The following is a 16,134-nucleotide window of genomic DNA, read 5'->3' as shown; positions in this document are numbered from 1 at the left end:
CAAGCGCACAGCCTATTAACGCGCGGCAATAAAAAAGGGAGATCCGCAGATCTCCCTTTTCGGTGCAAACGGTGTGATCAGTCGAACACGCCGAAAGTCATGTAGCTGAACCACGAGCGGTCGGTGTTGCTCGACTCAGGCTCTGGCTCTTCGATCACGTCGCCGTTTTCGTCTTTAGGCTTGAGCTCGTTCGGAATCGCGTCTTTCGCGTCCTGGAACTGCTTCTGCACGTCCTGGTTGGCGCGGGTTTCTCCCGGCGGCAGCGGTGGACGCGACTCGATCAGACCCAAAGTCGCCTTGCTCAGGAACGAACGGTTGTCGGCTTCGGCAACCCGTGGCACGAACTGGCCGTCTTGCAGGCTCGGGTGGTTCGGGTAGTTGAGCTTCAGGGTTTCCAGGCTGGTGGCTGCCAGGTCGTCCAGGTGCAGACGCTGGTAAGCTTCAGTCATCACCGCCAGGCCGTCGCCGACCGATGGGGTTTCCTGGAAGTTTTCCACTACATAGCGACCACGGTTGGCAGCGGCTACGTAAGCCTGACGGGTCAGGTAGTAGTCGGCCACGTGGATTTCGTAGGCGGCCAGCAGGTTGCGCAGATAAATCATGCGCTGCTTGGCGTCCGGCGCGTAGCGGCTGTTCGGGTAGCGGCTGGTCAGCTGGGCGAACTCGTTGTACGAGTCGCGCGCGGCGCCCGGGTCACGCTTGGTCATGTCCAGCGGCAGGAAGCGCGCCAGCAGGCCGACGTCCTGGTCGAACGAGGTCAGACCTTTCAAGTAGTACGCGTAATCCACGTTCGGATGCTGCGGGTGCAAACGAATGAAACGCTCGGCAGCGGATTTTGCTGCTTCCGGCTCGGCGTTCTTATAGTTGGCGTAGATGAGCTCCAGCTGTGCCTGATCGGCGTAGCGACCGAACGGATAACGCGACTCCAGAGCCTTCAGCTTGGCTGTGGCGCTGGTGTAGCTGTTGTTGTCCAGGTCAGTCTGAGCCTGCTGATACAGCTCGGCTTCGCTGAGGTTTTCGTCTACGACTTCCTTCGATGAGCAAGCAGCGGTCAATGCGAGGATGGCGATCAGCAGCAGGTGTTTCACTTGCATGGCGGCTTGCGTCCCTATGACGGCCGCTGTCTTGGGCGGGGCCGTCCTGTTATGATGAGCGCCCCGTTGAAAAGCCTCGGGGCAAAAGACGCCGTATTTAACCACAAGCGCGCAGCCGAAACCAAAAGCTGTGCCGACGCACAGTCAGAGCATGTCCGATAAAATTGAACTTCGCGCAGAGGTGCCGTCCGAATTGGGCGGCCAACGCCTCGATCAAGTCGCTGCCCAACTCTTCGCTGAGCACTCTCGCTCGCGCCTTTCCGCCTGGATCAAAGAAGGTCGCCTGACTGTGGACGGGGCGGTCATCCGCCCTCGCGACATCGTGCACGGCGGTGCCATCCTTGAGCTGACTGCCGAGCAGGAAGCCCAGGGCGAATGGATCGCCCAGGACATCGAACTCGACATCGTCTATGAAGACGACGACATCCTGGTGATCAACAAGCCTGCGGGCCTGGTGGTACACCCGGCTGCCGGTCACGCCGATGGCACGCTGCTCAACGCGTTGCTGCACCATGTGCCGGACATCATCAATGTCCCGCGTGCCGGTATCGTGCATCGTCTGGACAAGGACACCACCGGTCTGATGGTGGTGGCCAAGACCATTCAGGCGCAGACCAAGCTGGTGACGCAACTGCAGAGTCGCAGCGTCAGCCGCATCTATGAGTGCATCGTGATCGGTGTGGTCACCGCTGGGGGCAAGATCAACGCCCCGATCGGTCGTCACGGCCAGCAGCGCCAGCGCATGGCGGTGATGGAGGGCGGCAAGCCTGCCGTCAGTCACTACCGTGTGCTGGAGCGCTTCCGCTCGCACACCCACGTACGGGTGAAGCTGGAAACCGGTCGTACTCACCAGATTCGCGTACACATGTCGCACATCAACTTTCCGTTGGTCGGCGATCCGGCGTATGGCGGCCGTTTCCGCATTCCGCCAGCGGCTAACCCGACGATGGTTGAATCCCTCAAGCATTTCCCGCGTCAGGCCCTGCACGCGCGCTTCCTTGAGCTGGATCATCCGACGACCGGTGAGCGCATGAGCTGGGAGTCACCGCTGCCGGAAGATTTCGTCTGGCTGCTGACCCTGCTCAAACAGGATCGCGAGGCCTTCGTCGGATGAACTGGCTGACGCCGGACTGGCCTGCGCCGGCCAGCGTCAAAGCCTGCGTCAGCACCCGCGAGGGTGGCGTCAGCGAGGCGCCGTTCGACAGCCTCAATCTGGGCGATCATGTCGATGATCGTCCTGAGGCTGTGGCCGAGAACCGTCGGCGCCTCACCGATCACTTCTCTATACAGCCTGCCTGGTTGCAGCAAGTGCACGGAATTGCCGTGGCGCATGCGGATCCGGGCATTGTTGCGACCGCAGACGCCAGCTGGACAGCAACGCCGGGTATCGCCTGCGCGGCGATGACGGCGGATTGCCTGCCAGCATTGTTCTGCGATCGTGCCGGCACTCGTGTAGCGGCGGCTCATGCCGGTTGGCGGGGTCTGGCGGCGGGTGTGCTGGAAGCTACCCTCGACAGTCTCGATGTTCCGGCCGCAGAAGTGCTGGTCTGGCTCGGCCCTGCCATTGGCCCCAAAGCCTTTGAAGTCGGCCCGGAAGTACGGGAAGTCTTCATCAATCAACTGCCTGAAGCAGCAGAAGCCTTCGTACCGAGCGACAATGCCGGCAAGTTCATGGCTGACATCTATAAGCTGGCGCGCCTGCGTCTGGCTGAACGTGGTGTCACAGCGGTTTACGGCGGTGGTTTCTGCACCGTGACCGATCCACGCTTCTTCTCCTATCGCCGTGCGTCACGCACCGGTCGCTTTGCCTCCCTCGTTTGGCTCACCCGCTAAACTGTCTGATCTGCATCAACCCTCTGACGCTTGAATCTTGCAGAATCGACCGCATCTATAGCGGTATCTGGCAGGTTTCTTTATTCAGGATGGTTTTTAGGTCCGGCCTGCTCAAAAGGAAGGTGACTTATGCGAATAGACCGTTTAACCAGCAAATTACAGTTGGCCTTGTCCGACGCCCAGTCGTTGGCTGTCGGCCACGATCATCCGGCGATTGAGCCGGCGCACTTGATGCAAGCCATGCTTGAACAGCAGGGTGGTTCGATCAAGCCTCTGCTGATGCAGGTGGGCTTCGACGTCAACAGCTTGCGTAAAGAGCTGACCAAAGAGCTCGACCAATTACCGAAAATCCAGAACCCGACCGGCGACGTCAACATGTCGCAGGATCTGGCGCGCCTGCTCAATCAGGCTGACCGTCTGGCCCAGCAGAAGGGCGACCAGTTCATCTCCAGCGAACTGGTGCTGCTCGCCGCAATGGACGAGAACAGCAAGCTCGGCAAGTTGCTGCTCGGCCAAGGCGTGAGCAAGAAGGCCCTGGAAAACGCGATCAACAACCTGCGTGGCGGCGAAGCGGTAAACGACGCCAACCACGAAGAGTCGCGGCAGGCGCTGGATAAATACACCGTCGACCTGACCAAGCGCGCCGAAGACGGCAAGCTTGACCCGGTGATTGGCCGTGACGACGAAATTCGTCGCACCATTCAGGTTCTGCAACGCCGCACCAAGAACAACCCGGTGCTGATCGGTGAGCCTGGTGTGGGTAAAACCGCGATTGCCGAAGGTCTGGCCCAGCGCATCATCAACGGCGAAGTCCCGGACGGCCTTAAAGGCAAGCGTCTGCTCTCGCTGGACATGGGCGCGCTGATTGCCGGTGCCAAGTATCGCGGTGAGTTCGAAGAGCGCCTGAAATCGTTGCTCAACGAACTGTCGAAGCAGGAAGGGCAGATCATTCTGTTCATCGACGAACTGCATACCATGGTCGGCGCCGGTAAAGGCGAAGGCTCGATGGATGCCGGCAACATGCTCAAGCCTGCGCTGGCTCGCGGTGAGTTGCACTGCGTTGGCGCGACCACGCTCAACGAGTACCGCCAATATATAGAGAAGGATGCGGCCCTCGAGCGACGCTTCCAGAAAGTTCTGGTGGATGAGCCGAGCGAAGAAGACACCATTGCCATCCTGCGTGGCCTTAAAGAGCGTTACGAGGTTCACCACAAGGTGGCAATCACCGACGGTGCGATCATTGCTGCTGCCAAGCTCAGCCATCGCTACATCACTGACCGGCAGTTACCGGACAAGGCCATCGATCTGATCGACGAGGCCGCCAGCCGCATCCGCATGGAAATCGACTCCAAGCCGGAAGTGCTCGATCGTCTGGAACGTCGCCTGATTCAGTTGAAGGTGGAATCCCAGGCGCTGAAGAAAGAAAGCGACGAAGCGGCGATGAAACGTCTGGAGAAACTCCAGGAAGAAATCGTCCGCCTCGAACGCGAGTATTCCGATCTGGAAGAAATCTGGAACTCGGAAAAAGCCGAGGTGCAGGGTTCTGCGCAGATTCAGCAGAAGATCGAGCAGTCGCGGCAGGAACTGGAAGCCGCGCGCCGTAAAGGTGACCTCAACCGTATGGCTGAATTGCAGTACGGGGTGATCCCGGATCTGGAGCGCAGCCTGCAAATGGTCGACCAGCACGGCAAGAGCGAGAACCAGTTGCTGCGCAGCAAGGTGACTGAAGAAGAAATCGCTGAAGTTGTGTCGAAGTGGACCGGCATCCCGGTGTCGAAAATGCTCGAAGGCGAGCGCGACAAGCTGATGAAGATGGAAAGCCTGTTGCACAAACGGGTGATCGGTCAGGAAGAGGCCGTGGTCGCCGTCGCCAACGCGGTACGCCGTTCGCGTGCCGGGTTGTCCGACCCGAATCGTCCGAGCGGCTCGTTCATGTTCCTCGGCCCGACCGGTGTCGGTAAAACCGAGCTGTGCAAGGCGCTGGCCGAATTCCTCTTTGATACGGAAGAGGCGATGGTGCGGATCGACATGTCCGAGTTCATGGAGAAACATTCCGTGGCTCGCCTGATCGGTGCACCACCGGGATACGTCGGCTACGAAGAGGGTGGTTACCTGACTGAGGCGGTGCGTCGCAAGCCTTATTCGGTGATCCTGCTGGACGAAGTCGAGAAGGCGCACCCGGATGTGTTCAACATCTTGCTGCAAGTGCTCGAGGATGGTCGCCTGACCGACAGCCATGGCCGTACGGTGGATTTCCGCAACACCGTGATCGTCATGACTTCGAACCTGGGGTCGGTACAGATCCAGGAACTGGTCGGTGATCGTGAGGCTCAACGTGCTGCAGTCATGGATGCGCTGACGTCGCACTTCCGTCCGGAGTTCATCAACCGGGTCGACGAAGTGGTGATCTTCGAGCCTTTGGCGCGGGATCAGATCGCGGGCATTACCGAGATCCAGTTGGGCCGTCTGCGCAGCCGTCTGGCCGAGCGCGAGCTGAAGCTGGAACTCAGTCCAGAGACGATGGATAAGCTGATCGCCGTTGGCTACGACCCGGTGTATGGCGCACGTCCTTTGAAACGGGCAATTCAGCGCTGGATCGAAAACCCGCTGGCGCAGTTGATCCTCTCGGGTCACTTCATGCCGGGCGACACGGCAACCGGCACTGTCGAGAACGACGAAATCGTTTTCAACTAAGCCTGAGCGCCAATGAAAAAAGGAGGGCCCCACATTGTGGGGCCTTTTTTTTCGTTAGGCTGTTGAACTCAAAGGAAAAGGCTTGTAAAGTGCGCCCCGCAGTCAGTCGCCAAGACGGTCTCAGCTCACTGAGTTGAAATCTGAAATAAGTTGCAAATCATTAACTTGAAAGCAATTTAGGGGGTTGACAGAGGTGTTCTAGGTTGTAGAATAGCGCGCCTCAGACACACGAACGCAGCGATGCGAACGAGTGGCTAGATGCAGTAAGTTTCACCGTTGTAAATTGAAATATGTAGTTCCGTGATAGCTCAGTCGGTAGAGCAAATGACTGTTAATCATTGGGTCCCAGGTTCGAGTCCTGGTCACGGAGCCAATTTCAAGCCGGGGTATAGCGCAGTCCGGTAGCGCGCCTGCTTTGGGAGCAGGATGTCAGGAGTTCGAATCCCCTTACCCCGACCATTTTTGGGTCGTTAGCTCAGTTGGTAGAGCAGTTGGCTTTTAACCAATTGGTCGTAGGTTCGAATCCCACACGACCCACCATTTTTGAAACCAGTTTGCGCTGGGATCGAATCTTAAGATCAGAGGCCAAAAGCGCTGATCGAAGAAGGCGATCTTTGAAAGGTCGCCTTTTTTTTACCGGGGTATAGCGCAGTCCGGTAGCGCGCCTGCTTTGGGAGCAGGATGTCAGGAGTTCGAATCCCCTTACCCCGACCATATTAAAAATCCTCGTATCGAAAGATACGGGGATTTTTTTTGTCCGACAAAAACTCATTTCCCCTTCAGGTCATCATACAACCTGCCGATAGCCCGCTAACACGAGGGGACTGCCATGGCTTTCGCCCCTTGAATCTGGCCAATACAAGAATAAGGGCGTTCGTCATGTTGCTTCGTCAGTTGAATATTGCTCCCCGGGCGGCCCTGGGGTTCGCCTTGATCGCGGTGTTGGTGGCCTTGCTCGGCGTGTTTGCGCTCGGGCAGATGTCGAGTATTCGCGACAGTGAAGTCGCGGTGGAAAATCAGTGGCTGCCGAGTATTCGTGGCGGCGACGAGATTCGCGAGATCATGCTGCGCATCCGCACCATCTCGCTGCGCATGGCGCTGGATCAGGATCCGGCCAACATTGCGACTTACCGCAGCCAGATGGACACCCGCGACAAGGAGCTGAGCGAGAAAATCGCCGCCTACGACAAACTGGTCAACACCCCGGAAGGCCAGCAGCTATATGACCAATTCAAAAAGACCTTCGCCGCTTATCGCAGCGGTATCGCTCAATCCTTCGCCCTCGCCGAGCAAGGCAAACGTGATGAGTTGACCCGGTTGTTGCTGGTCGACATGAAAACCGTCGTCGATGGCTCCGGCAAACAACTCAACGACCTGGCAGACCTGTTCGCCAAACAGGTCGCCGCCGAAAGCCAGAAGTCCGCTGCGCACTATGAAAACTCGCGCACGATTGTCAGTTTGTTTATTGCGTTGGCCGCGCTGGCCACGGTGGCACTGGCGATGATGCTCACCCGCAGTATCGTTCGTCCGCTCAGCAGCGCCGTCAGCGCAGCAGAAAGTGTCGCGCAGGGGGATCTGACCCGGCCGATCGAAACCCATGGCAACGATGAAGTCAGTCGCTTGCTCAAAGCCTTGGCGACCATGCAGCAAAACCTGCGAGAGACGCTGCAAGGCATCAGCGGTTCGGCCACGCAGCTGGCGACCGCTGCGGATGAACTCAATGCGGTGACGCTCGACAGCACCCAGGGACTGCAACAACAGAACAACGAAATCGAACAAGCCGCGACGGCCGTCAACCAGATGACGGCAGCAGTGGAAGAGGTCGCACGCAATGCGGTGTCGACGTCTGACGCGACCCGTCAATCCAGCGAGTCGGCGCATCTGGGCCAGGTGCGGGTCAGTGAGACCGCCACGGCCATCAATGCACTGGCCAGCGATGTGCAACAGACCGGTGAGTTGGTGCAATCACTGGCCAATCAATCGCAGGACATCGGCAAAGTGCTGGACGTGATTCGGGCGATTGCCGAGCAGACCAATTTGCTGGCGCTCAACGCGGCGATTGAGGCGGCGCGGGCCGGTGAGAGCGGGCGAGGCTTTGCCGTAGTCGCCGATGAAGTACGCGCGCTGGCGTATCGCACGCAGCAATCGACGCAGGAGATCGAGCAGATGGTCCAGGGCATGCGCAGCGGTTCGAGCCTGGCGCTGGATTCGATGCAGGCCAGTACCGCACGGGCAACGACCACGCTGGCCTTGGCTGAGCGTGCCGGTGAGGCGCTGCAAACCATTACCGCGTCGGTGCATGAGATCCATGAGCGCAATCTGGTGATCGCCAGCGCAGCTGAAGAACAAGCGCAAGTAGCCCGGGAAGTGGATCGCAACCTGGTGAATATTCGTGATTTATCGGTACGTTCTGCCGCAGGTGCTGACCAGACCAGCGCGTCCAGCCATGAGTTATCGCAACTGGCCAATGCCTTGCAGGGCATGGTACGGCGCTTCCAGTTGTAAACGGGCAGACGTGAAAAAGCCGCGTTTCTTTCAGGAGAAGCGCGGCTTGTTTTTTATTGTCGATCAGGCGCCGTCTTGGTCTTTCAGGTGTTCGAACAGGCCTTTCGGCATCTTCTTGCCGTTGGCCTCAAAGTTGGCCTTCACGTTGTTGTAGGCCTCTTGCTCGTCGATGAAACCGTCATGGTTGGTGTCGATCTTGTCGAAGTCGGACTTCGGCGCGACTTTCAGAAATTCGGCGCGCGAGACCTTGCCGTCACCATCGCTGTCAGTCTTGGCCATCGAAGCATCGCCACATTTGCCTTCACCGCATTTGCCTTCCGGCGCTTTCACCGAGGTTTCCGCCGAGGCAACCATGTAGCCCTGCGCCAGTGGCTGAGCGGCAAACACCGAACCGGACAACATCAGGCCGCCCGCCAGCGCGGCGCCGATCAGGCCAATGGATTTTTTACCGAGGGTCGAAGTACGGGACATTTACATTCTCCTGGGCTGCACTGCGCAACCACACGTTAAGGACGATTGCCTGAGCAGGTGTTGCTCGGGTGTGGCCATTAAGCGGTGGCGGTGTATCGCGACTGTGTCGCGGAGCGGGGGAGTTTGTAAGCGAAGGAGGGAAAAGCGGGGCGGGGATACAGTAAGAAACAGATCTTTCGATCAACACAAAACATTGTGGGAGCGAGCCGGCTCCGGGCAGCGATCCGACGAAGAGGTTGTATCAGTCGACATTTTTGTCGTTTGACACGCCGCATTCGTCGGATCGCCGCCCGGAGCCGGCTCGCTCCCACAGGTTTTAGTGCAGTTTCAGACGCGGTTCAGTACCACGGCCAATCTTGCTGCCCAGCATCAGCATCGCTGTGCGGAATGGCCCGTACAGCGCCATCTGGTGCATGCGATACAGCGACACGTAAAACATCCGCGCCAGCCAGCCTTCGAGCATCACGCTGCCGGTCAGGTTGCCCATCAAGTTACCCACCGCCGAAAAACGCGACAGCGAGATCAGCGAGCCGTAGTCGGTGTACTTGTACTCCGGCAAGGTCTTGCCTTCGATGCGCAGTTTCAGCGATTTGGCCAGCAGCGACGCCTGTTGGTGTGCGGCTTGGGCACGCGGCGGCACATTGCGATCGGTACCCGGTTGCGGGCACGCGGCGCAGTCACCGAAAGCAAAGATGTTCTCGTCGCGGGTGGTTTGCAGTGTCGGCAGCACTTGCAGTTGATTGATGCGGTTGGTTTCCAGGCCGTCGATGTCCTTGAGGAAACCCGGCGCGCGAATGCCCGCTGCCCAGACTTTCAGGCTGGCCTTGATCTCGTTGCCATCGGCGGTGATCAGGCTGTCGGCGGTCACTTCGCTGACCGAAGCGTTGGTCATCACGTTGACCCCGAGTTTTTCCAGGGTCTTGTGCACCGGCCCGCTGATGCGCTCCGGCAGGGCGGGCAACACCCGTGAACCGGCTTCGATCAGGGTGATGTGCATGTTTTCCGGTTTGATCCGGTCCAGGCCATAAGCCGCCAGTTCATGGGCGGCGTTGTGCAGTTCTGCCGCCAGTTCAACGCCTGTGGCGCCGGCACCGACAATCGCCACGCTGATCTGCTCGACCACATCGGTTTGCCCGGCGTGTGCACGCAGATAGTGATTAAGCAATTGCTGGTGGAAGCGCTCGGCCTGTTTGCGTGTGTCGAGGAACAGGCAGTGCTGCGCCGCGCCCTGAGTGCCGAAGTCGTTGGTGGTGCTGCCGACGCTGATCACCAGCGAGTCGTATTGCACTTCACGTGCAGGCACCAGTTCTACGCCGTTTTCGTCGTAGGTGGCGGCGAGCTGGATTTTCTTCTGTGCGCGATCGAGCCCGCTCATGCGCCCTAGCTGGAACTCGAAGTGGTTCCATTTTGCCTGGGCAACATAGTTGAGTTCGTCTTCGGAGGAGTTCAGCGATCCGGCGGCTACTTCGTGCAGCAGGGGCTTCCAGATGTGCGTCAGGTTCGCGTCGACCAGCATCACACTGGCCGTGCCGCGCTTGCCCAGAGTCTTACCCAGACGGGTAGCCAACTCCAGACCGCCGGCGCCGCCGCCGACAATAACAATACGATGGGACATAGGGATAACTCGCAAGGTTTTTAAAGGAAATCTTTGTCGTCATTACCCAAGCGAGCGCCAGGCTGCTCATAGCGTCAGGTAACTGATAAATCGGCTCAACAGGCCCAGACCAATGGTCACTGCCAGCACCAGCACGAGGAGCATCCACGGCCGGAAAGGCCGGCGCTCGACTCGGTGTTGGGACAGTTGCAGGTACTCTTCGACATGTTTCTGGTCTTCGGGGTTCAGGCGGCTGGTCATATTTGCCTCGTCAGGTAGACGTTGCTGAATGGGCAGAAGCTACAGCGGTTTTTATCCGGGGTTGAACGCAGCATAGCCGCTGTCCGGAACCGGTTCGACGCTCACCCGATCTTCGAGGCGAATGATCCCGCTTTGTAACACCCGCGCGGTAATTCCGCCATGGCCGCGCACCGCTTGAAAGGTGCCCGGGCCGAGGTTGTTCTGCAGGCGTGCGCAGGGCTGACACCAGCCCGTGGTTTCGAATATTGCCTGACCGATGCGAAAGCGCCGACCCTTGAGGCTAAACAAATTGATACCGCTGATAACCAGATTGCGCCGCAGATCTTCAGGCCTGACGGGTTGATCGTCGGGGCGACCCATCAAGGCGCTGATTACCGCCAGATGTTCCCACTGGATCAGGGTCACCTGTCGCGCGTTACGCACACCGGGACGGGCGTGATCGCCGGTCAGTCCAGCTTCCAGCCGCGCCTCGACGGCATCGAGTTCGATCATCGGCCCGCGCGACTCGGGGCGCACGCCAATCCAGCGCACACATCCGGTCTGCGGTACATCGGCGATCAATTGCTGAAGGGGGGTCACAGGCTGATTCCCACATCAAAAACGATGCTGCGACCGAGGTTGCTGCGCAGAAAATCCGGCGCGTCCGGGTGGGCGAACAGCACGCGGGCGAAGGTCGGGCCGACGAGCGACAGCGAGCGCCAGCCCTGACGTAGGTATTCGGTGGGCGGGGGGAAATGGCTGTTCAAATCCAGTACTTCTCGTTTGAGGCTGGCGAAGGCGATGATGTCCAGTTCGCCGAGATCCATGCCGCGCTCTTTGTAGTTGTGTGCTTTTTTGCGCAGGGTCGGCGCCAGTCGCAGCAGGAATTCATTGGCCGGGATTCGTTTCGGCTTGGCTTCACGGCGGACCAACTGACTGAGAGAAAACGCGCTACGCCGCCGCTGCAATTCATCGCGCCATTCGTCGTTGAGCCGGCGCCCCTCGTCGAGCACGAAGAATACCTCGAAATTGGCATCGCGAAACAATACGTCCGGCGGCTCGCCGGCCGGCGCGAATTCGTCGGCGCGGTAGGGAATGTTCAGGCCTTGCAGCAGGCGCTGGCAAACCCAACGCTCACGCTCCCATTTGCGGGCATTGGACAGAAAGGCGTTGGCCTGCTCGGCCGCGATGGTCAGCAGGCGTAAATAATCTGAGTCATCCATAAGCCCAAGCTTAGCGTTCAAATGCGACAAGCTGAAAGCGTTCCGCGGCAAAGTGCATCAGTGGGTAGTGGAGAAGGGCGGTGTAGACTCATGGAAATCGATTATTTGCGCCAAACCGTGAGGACTCATCGTGAAATTTCGCTGGCTGCTGCTGTTTGCTGTTTTTCCGCTGTGTGCCCATGCACTCGAAACCGGTGAGCGTCTGGCTCCCTGGACGTTGCTCGATCAGTACGAGCAACCCTTCACCCTCGACAACAGCACCAACACGCTGCTGGTGGCACGGGATATGGACGGCGCCAAGCTGATCAAGGAAGCGTTGAAGGACCAACCCAAGGGCTATCTGGAGGCCCGTCACGCGGTGTTCGTTGCCGACATCCAGCGCATGCCGGCGCTGATTGCCAAAATGTTTGCCGTACCGGCCATGCGCGACTACCACTATCGGGTCATGCTGGATCGAGAAGGACGGGTTGCGTCGCGCTATCCCGGCGCGGAAGGCCAGGTGTTGTGGTTGCAACTCAAGGACGGTCGATTGCTCTCGCAACGTGAGTACGCCAACGCGGGTGATCTGCGCGAGGCACTGGAGAAGGCGCGCCCATGATCGGCGTTGAGGTGCTGGCGACCGAAAGTCTGTTGCTGGGCTGGCTGATTTATCTGCCGGTGCTGCTTTGGGCGATCGTGCGGGCGCCGTGGGTCGAGTTGTTCAGCGACAGCCGGCGTCAGCATCTGCTGTTCGGCACCGTGTTTGCGTTGTTTCTCTTGTGGTTGATGCGCAGGGATTTCGACACAGGCGTGTCGTATCACTTCCTCGGCATGACGGCGGTAACCCTGTTGCTGGACTGGCCGCTGGCGATCGTTGGCGGACTGGTGGCGCAAATCGGCCTGGTGCTGCTCGGGCGTCAGGATCTTGCGGCGATGGGGGTCAATGGCGCCTTGTTCATTTTGCTGCCGGTGCTGGTCACCGAGTGCGTGGCAATCCTTGTCGAGCGTGCTCAACCGCGCAACCCGTTCGTGTATATCTTCTGTTCCGGTTTTTTTGCCGCCGCGTTGTCGGCCTTGTTGTGCCTGATCCTCAGCCTGACGCTGCTGTGGTACGACGGCCTTTTCGCCATGCCGGAGTGGCTGGAAGACTTCATCGGTTACGTGTGGCTGATCATTTTCCCCGAAGCGTTCATCAACGGCATGATCATCAGTGCGCTGGTGGTATTCAGCCCGGAGTGGCTGGAGACCTTCAACCGCACGCGCTACCTTTCGGCGCCGTGGAAGGACGACGATCCGAAGTCTTGATCCACATCAAATCCGCCACGCGCGGGAAATTTCATGCTCACGCAAATCCCTTCAGGAGCAGCGGCATGAGTGTTTACGAGTGGGCAAGGCAGGAGACCCGGCAGAGTCTGGACATGGCGCAGGAGGTGGGCTTTGACCCGGGGTTGAGTTTGCGTGCCTTGCTCAGTGCGGTGGTGCAGCAGAGCAAGGCCGTGCGCAACGCCGAAGACCTGGCCGACGAGTTGCGCTTTCTGGCGGAAAACCTCGACGACGATCAGGACTACGGCTTTATGCGGCCCTGATCGAGATCAGTGACGCGGATCGAAGTCGCCGGAAAACAGTTCGTCCTCGGCATCCGGTGCGACCGGAATCTTGTGTTCTTCCGACGCCCAGGCGCCGAGGTCGATCAGCTTGCAGCGATCAGAGCAGAACGGCCGAAACTTGTTTTCGGGGATGAATTCCACGGGGGCGCCGCAGGTCGGGCATTCAACGGTGGGGATCTGGCTCATGCTTGGCCTCCGGATAAAGTCAGGTAAAAGTGATGCAGACGCTCGACTTCGCTGTGCAGCCAGGCGAGGTCGCGGTCGTTGACGACCACGTCGTCGGCGCGGCTCACACGCTCTTCGCGGCTCGACTGGGCCTTGAGGATCGCCTGAACCTGCTGCTCGCTGGTCTGGTCACGCTGCAAAGTGCGTTCGATCTGCAATTGTTGCGGAGCGTCGATCACCAGAATGCGCTGGGTCATCGCGTATTGCCCGGATTCGATCAGCAGCGGCGACACAAGAATCGCATAAGGCGATTTTGCCTGCGCCAGGTGATGAGCGATTTCCTCGGCGATCAACGGATGCAGCAGGGCTTCGAGCCAACGGCGTTGCTCCGGCTCTTCGAAGATCAGTTTGCGCAGGGCAGCGCGATCCAGCGTGCCATCGGCCTGCAACACGTCGGGGCCGAAGTGTTCGGCAATCTTCGCCAGCGCCGGGCGCCCCGGTTCAACCACCCAGCGCGCCGCGTGATCGGCATCCACCACGTGGATACCCAGATCAATGAAGTGCTGAGCCGCCGCGCTTTTGCCGCTGCCAATGCCGCCGGTGAGGCCGAGAATCCAGGGTTTTTGCACAGGGGTATTCATTTCAAACCGACAAACTGCCAATAGAAGGCGGTTATTTGACCACCCCAGAGCAAGGCAATCCAGCCGGCAATTGCCAGATAAGGGCCGAAGGGGATTGGCGTCGAGGTTTTTTGCTCTCGCAGGCGCAACAAAATCACCCCGATAATGGCGCCGACCAGTGATGACAACAGAATCGTCAGCGGCAGAATCTGCCAGCCGCCCCATGCCCCCAGCAGCGCCAACAGCTTGAAGTCACCATGACCGATGCCATCCTTGCCGGTCAGCAGCTTGAACAGCCAGAACACTGACCACAGCGCCAGATAACCGGCCACCGCGCCCCACAACGCATCGTGCAAGGTCACGAACAGGCCGAAACTGTTGACGATCAACCCCAGCCACAGCAACGGCAACACCAGCACATCAGGCAATAGTTGATGCTCGGTGTCGATCAGACTCATCGCCAGCAGACCCCAGGTGAGGACGATCAGCAAGCACGCCGGCCAACCGAAACCCAAGTGCCAGGCGATGAAGGCCGAGAGCAGCCCACAGGCCAGCTCGGTCAACGGATAACGTTTGCTGATCGGTGCGGAGCACGCTGAACAGCGCCCACGCAGCCACAGATAACTGAGCAGGGGAATGTTTTCCCACGGGCGAATACGGTGGGCGCAATGCGGGCATTCGGAGTGCGGCAGCATCAGGTTGTAGACGGGTTGCGAGGCTTCGCCGGGCAAACCGAGCACATCGTGTGCCTGCTGGCGCCAGTCGCGTTCGAGCATTTTCGGCAGGCGCCATATCAGCACATTGAGGAAGCTGCCGACCACCAGGCCCAGCAGCAGGGCGGTGCCGACAAACGCTAGCGGATACACGGCAAACAGTTCGTCGATAGGCATGTCAGATCGCTGAGCCGAGTTGGAAGATCGGCAGGTACATGGCCACCACCAGCCCGCCGACGATTACCCCCAGCACGACCATGATGAACGGCTCCATGAGGCTGGTGAGGTTGTCGACCATGTTATCCACTTCTTCCTCGTAAAAGCCCGCAACCTTGTCGAGCATGTCATCCAGGGCGCCGGACTCTTCGCCAATCGCGGTCATTTGCACGGCCATGCTGGGAAAGACCCCGGTGCTGCGCATCGAGAAATTCAGCTGCATACCGGTGGACACGTCCTGGCGAATGCGCAGCACGGCTCGCTTGAAGACCACGTTGCCGGTGGCGCCGGCCACCGAGTCAAGCGCTTCGACCAACGGCACACCGGCGGCAAACGTGGTGGACAAGGTTCGAGCGAATCGCGCCACGGCGGACTTGTACATCAGCGTGCCCACCAGTGGCAGTTTCAGCAGCCAAGTGTCTTTGCGATCGCGCAGTGCCTGGGAGGTTTTCAGCGCGTGGCGGGTGCCGAAAATGGCCGCGACCAGCGCAGCGAGAATGGCCCACCACCATTGCTGCATGAATTCCGACAGGCTGATCACCATCAGGGTGAACGCCGGCAGTTCGGCGCCGAAACCGGAAAACACTGACTGAAATTGTGGCACTACTTTGACCAGCAGAATCCCGGTGACAACAGCCGCGACCAGCACCACGGCGGTGGGATAGGTCATGGCTTTCTTGATCTTGGCTTTGAGGCTTTCGCTTTTTTCCTTATAGGTCGCGACGCGTTCGAGCAAGGTGTCGAGGGCGCCGGACTGTTCGCCGGCATCGACCAGGTTGCAATACAACTCGTCGAAATACTGCGGTTTCTTGCGCAGGGCTGCGGCGAAGCTGTTACCGGCCGCGACCTCCTGTTTCACGTCGTCCACCAGTTTGCGCATGGCCGGGTTATCAAAGCCTTCGCCAATAATGTCGAACGACTGCAACAGCGGTACGCCGGCTTTCATCATGGTCGCCATCTGCCGGGTGAACAGGGCAATGTCCCGGGCCTTGATGCGTTTGCCAAAGCTCAACAATGACGCGGATTTCTTGCGCACCTTGCCGGGATTGATCCCCTGTTTACGCAATTGTGCCTTGATCAGCGCCGGGTTCTGTCCGCTCAATTCACCGGTGACTTTGCTGCCTTTTCTGTCCGTGCCTTCCCAGGCATAAATACTGATTTTTGCTGCCTTGACCGCCAT

17 protein-coding genes, 4 tRNA genes and 1 pseudogene are annotated in these 16,134 nt (G+C 59.2%); 12 read left to right on the top strand and 10 right to left on the bottom strand.

The genetic code is table 11. The annotated features are described in order from the left end of the window. Positions 1-77 precede the first annotated feature (77 nt). Positions 78-1,094: an outer membrane protein assembly factor BamD gene (locus CKW14_RS13335; protein ID WP_093434846.1), complete on the bottom strand. Its 1,017-nt coding sequence runs from the start codon at positions 1,092-1,094 to the stop codon at positions 78-80. Positions 1,095-1,245: 151 nt separating this feature from the next. Between CKW14_RS13335 and rluD the strand changes: the two genes are divergently transcribed. The 9 genes and pseudogenes from rluD to CKW14_RS30455 all read left to right on the top strand — a co-directional run bounded on the left by rluD (position 1,246) and on the right by CKW14_RS30455 (position 8,126). Beyond that, positions 1,246-2,208, top strand: a complete 963-nt coding sequence (gene rluD / locus CKW14_RS13330; RefSeq protein WP_016986220.1) for a 23S rRNA pseudouridine(1911/1915/1917) synthase RluD — start codon at positions 1,246-1,248, stop codon at positions 2,206-2,208. After that, positions 2,205-2,927, top strand: coding sequence for a peptidoglycan editing factor PgeF (pgeF, locus tag CKW14_RS13325; protein ID WP_095048691.1), 723 nt, complete (start codon positions 2,205-2,207; stop codon positions 2,925-2,927). The genes rluD and pgeF overlap by 4 nt, the downstream gene beginning before the upstream one ends. 129 nt (positions 2,928-3,056) lie before the next feature. Beyond that, entirely contained in the window at positions 3,057-5,621 is a 2,565-nt protein-coding gene (clpB, locus tag CKW14_RS13320) for an ATP-dependent chaperone ClpB (protein WP_095048690.1), read from the top strand. 297 nt (positions 5,622-5,918) lie between these two features. Then, a tRNA-Asn gene (locus CKW14_RS13315) sits at positions 5,919-5,994 on the top strand. Positions 5,995-6,003: 9 nt separating this feature from the next. After that, a tRNA-Pro gene (locus tag CKW14_RS13310) sits at positions 6,004-6,080 on the top strand. 5 nt (positions 6,081-6,085) lie between these two features. Beyond that, positions 6,086-6,161 (top strand) — tRNA-Lys (locus CKW14_RS13305). Between the two features lie 97 nt (positions 6,162-6,258). Continuing rightward, positions 6,259-6,335 (top strand) — tRNA-Pro (locus tag CKW14_RS13300). A 165-nt stretch (positions 6,336-6,500) separates the two neighbouring features. Then, positions 6,501-7,271 (top strand): annotated as a pseudogene (locus tag CKW14_RS30460) (MCP four helix bundle domain-containing protein); the annotation flags it as partial. Beyond that, positions 7,263-8,126, top strand: a complete 864-nt coding sequence (locus CKW14_RS30455; RefSeq protein WP_371044025.1) for a methyl-accepting chemotaxis protein — start codon at positions 7,263-7,265, stop codon at positions 8,124-8,126. The pseudogene CKW14_RS30460 and the gene CKW14_RS30455, both read left to right, overlap by 9 nt. A 63-nt stretch (positions 8,127-8,189) precedes the next feature. Here the strand turns inward: CKW14_RS30455 and CKW14_RS13290 are convergent, their stop codons facing one another. From CKW14_RS13290 to CKW14_RS13270, 5 genes are all read right to left on the bottom strand, one after another. Then, complete coding sequence (locus tag CKW14_RS13290; protein ID WP_016986236.1) at positions 8,190-8,597, bottom strand: hypothetical protein; 408 nt, start codon at positions 8,595-8,597, stop codon at positions 8,190-8,192. 316 nt (positions 8,598-8,913) lie between these two features. Next, positions 8,914-10,212, bottom strand: coding sequence for an NAD(P)/FAD-dependent oxidoreductase (locus CKW14_RS13285; RefSeq protein ID WP_095125452.1), 1,299 nt, complete (start codon positions 10,210-10,212; stop codon positions 8,914-8,916). A 66-nt stretch (positions 10,213-10,278) separates the two neighbouring features. Beyond that, the gene (locus tag CKW14_RS13280) at positions 10,279-10,452 is read right to left on the bottom strand and encodes a DUF3094 domain-containing protein (protein ID WP_007909875.1); all 174 of its coding nucleotides are present in this window, start codon (positions 10,450-10,452) and stop codon (positions 10,279-10,281) included. A 51-nt stretch (positions 10,453-10,503) separates the two neighbouring features. Beyond that, entirely contained in the window at positions 10,504-11,031 is a 528-nt protein-coding gene (locus CKW14_RS13275; protein WP_095048688.1) for an MOSC domain-containing protein, read from the bottom strand. Then, entirely contained in the window at positions 11,028-11,654 is a 627-nt protein-coding gene (locus CKW14_RS13270) for a DUF1780 domain-containing protein (RefSeq protein WP_007909887.1), read from the bottom strand. Before CKW14_RS13270 ends, CKW14_RS13275 begins: the two co-directional genes overlap by 4 nt. 130 nt (positions 11,655-11,784) lie before the next feature. Between CKW14_RS13270 and CKW14_RS13265 the strand changes: the two genes are divergently transcribed. The 3 genes from CKW14_RS13265 to CKW14_RS13255 all read left to right on the top strand — a co-directional run bounded on the left by CKW14_RS13265 (position 11,785) and on the right by CKW14_RS13255 (position 13,219). Beyond that, the gene (locus tag CKW14_RS13265; protein WP_095048687.1) at positions 11,785-12,252 is read left to right on the top strand and encodes an FAD/FMN-containing dehydrogenase; all 468 of its coding nucleotides are present in this window, start codon (positions 11,785-11,787) and stop codon (positions 12,250-12,252) included. Beyond that, the gene (locus CKW14_RS13260) at positions 12,249-12,938 is read left to right on the top strand and encodes an energy-coupling factor ABC transporter permease (protein WP_095048686.1); all 690 of its coding nucleotides are present in this window, start codon (positions 12,249-12,251) and stop codon (positions 12,936-12,938) included. Before CKW14_RS13265 ends, CKW14_RS13260 begins: the two co-directional genes overlap by 4 nt. A 65-nt stretch (positions 12,939-13,003) precedes the next feature. Continuing rightward, a complete protein-coding gene (locus tag CKW14_RS13255) occupies positions 13,004-13,219 on the top strand; it encodes a hypothetical protein (protein WP_007909901.1) in 216 nt (71 codons plus the stop codon). A gap of 6 nt (positions 13,220-13,225) precedes the next feature. Here CKW14_RS13255 and yacG read toward each other — a convergent pair whose 3' ends face one another. The 4 genes from yacG to CKW14_RS13235 are packed head-to-tail and all read right to left on the bottom strand — an operon-like array spanning position 13,226 to position 16,134. Continuing rightward, entirely contained in the window at positions 13,226-13,426 is a 201-nt protein-coding gene (gene yacG / locus CKW14_RS13250; RefSeq protein WP_095048684.1) for a DNA gyrase inhibitor YacG, read from the bottom strand. Next, a complete protein-coding gene (coaE, locus tag CKW14_RS13245; RefSeq protein WP_095048683.1) occupies positions 13,423-14,046 on the bottom strand; it encodes a dephospho-CoA kinase in 624 nt (207 codons plus the stop codon). The genes yacG and coaE overlap by 4 nt, the downstream gene beginning before the upstream one ends. After that, positions 14,043-14,915 (bottom strand): A24 family peptidase, encoded by an 873-nt coding sequence (locus CKW14_RS13240; protein ID WP_095048682.1) that lies wholly within the window; start codon positions 14,913-14,915, stop codon positions 14,043-14,045. The genes coaE and CKW14_RS13240 overlap by 4 nt, the downstream gene beginning before the upstream one ends. A gap of 1 nt (position 14,916) precedes the next feature. Then, positions 14,917-16,134 carry a type II secretion system F family protein gene (locus CKW14_RS13235; RefSeq protein ID WP_093434875.1) on the bottom strand — a complete coding sequence of 406 codons (1,218 nt, stop codon included), beginning with the start codon at positions 16,132-16,134 and terminating at the stop codon, positions 14,917-14,919.

The organism is Pseudomonas sp. Irchel s3a12 (genome assembly GCF_900187485.1).
In the GTDB taxonomy this organism is placed as follows: domain Bacteria; phylum Pseudomonadota; class Gammaproteobacteria; order Pseudomonadales; family Pseudomonadaceae; genus Aquipseudomonas; species Aquipseudomonas neuropathica.
Note: the sequence above shows the minus strand (reverse complement) of the source record. Positions and strands in the feature narration are given on the sequence as shown.

What these genes read in the sequence shown, in the direction of transcription:
- CKW14_RS13335 (WP_093434846.1), bottom strand. Translation starts at nt 1,094, where the DNA reads ATGCAAGTGAAACACCTGCTGCTGATCGCCATCCTCGCATTGACCGCT.
- rluD (WP_016986220.1), top strand. Translation starts at nt 1,246, where the DNA reads ATGTCCGATAAAATTGAACTTCGCGCAGAGGTGCCGTCCGAATTGGGC.
- pgeF (WP_095048691.1), top strand. Translation starts at nt 2,205, where the DNA reads ATGAACTGGCTGACGCCGGACTGGCCTGCGCCGGCCAGCGTCAAAGCC.
- clpB (WP_095048690.1), top strand. Translation starts at nt 3,057, where the DNA reads ATGCGAATAGACCGTTTAACCAGCAAATTACAGTTGGCCTTGTCCGAC.
- CKW14_RS30455 (WP_371044025.1), top strand. Translation starts at nt 7,263, where the DNA reads ATGCAGCAAAACCTGCGAGAGACGCTGCAAGGCATCAGCGGTTCGGCC.
- CKW14_RS13290 (WP_016986236.1), bottom strand. Translation starts at nt 8,597, where the DNA reads ATGTCCCGTACTTCGACCCTCGGTAAAAAATCCATTGGCCTGATCGGC.
- CKW14_RS13285 (WP_095125452.1), bottom strand. Translation starts at nt 10,212, where the DNA reads ATGTCCCATCGTATTGTTATTGTCGGCGGCGGCGCCGGCGGTCTGGAG.
- CKW14_RS13280 (WP_007909875.1), bottom strand. Translation starts at nt 10,452, where the DNA reads ATGACCAGCCGCCTGAACCCCGAAGACCAGAAACATGTCGAAGAGTAC.
- CKW14_RS13270 (WP_007909887.1), bottom strand. Translation starts at nt 11,654, where the DNA reads ATGGATGACTCAGATTATTTACGCCTGCTGACCATCGCGGCCGAGCAG.
- CKW14_RS13260 (WP_095048686.1), top strand. Translation starts at nt 12,249, where the DNA reads ATGATCGGCGTTGAGGTGCTGGCGACCGAAAGTCTGTTGCTGGGCTGG.
- CKW14_RS13255 (WP_007909901.1), top strand. Translation starts at nt 13,004, where the DNA reads ATGAGTGTTTACGAGTGGGCAAGGCAGGAGACCCGGCAGAGTCTGGAC.
- yacG (WP_095048684.1), bottom strand. Translation starts at nt 13,426, where the DNA reads ATGAGCCAGATCCCCACCGTTGAATGCCCGACCTGCGGCGCCCCCGTG.
- coaE (WP_095048683.1), bottom strand. Translation starts at nt 14,046, where the DNA reads ATGAATACCCCTGTGCAAAAACCCTGGATTCTCGGCCTCACCGGCGGC.
- CKW14_RS13240 (WP_095048682.1), bottom strand. Translation starts at nt 14,915, where the DNA reads ATGCCTATCGACGAACTGTTTGCCGTGTATCCGCTAGCGTTTGTCGGC.
- CKW14_RS13235 (WP_093434875.1), bottom strand. Translation starts at nt 16,134, where the DNA reads ATGGCGGTCAAGGCAGCAAAAATCAGTATTTATGCCTGGGAAGGCACG.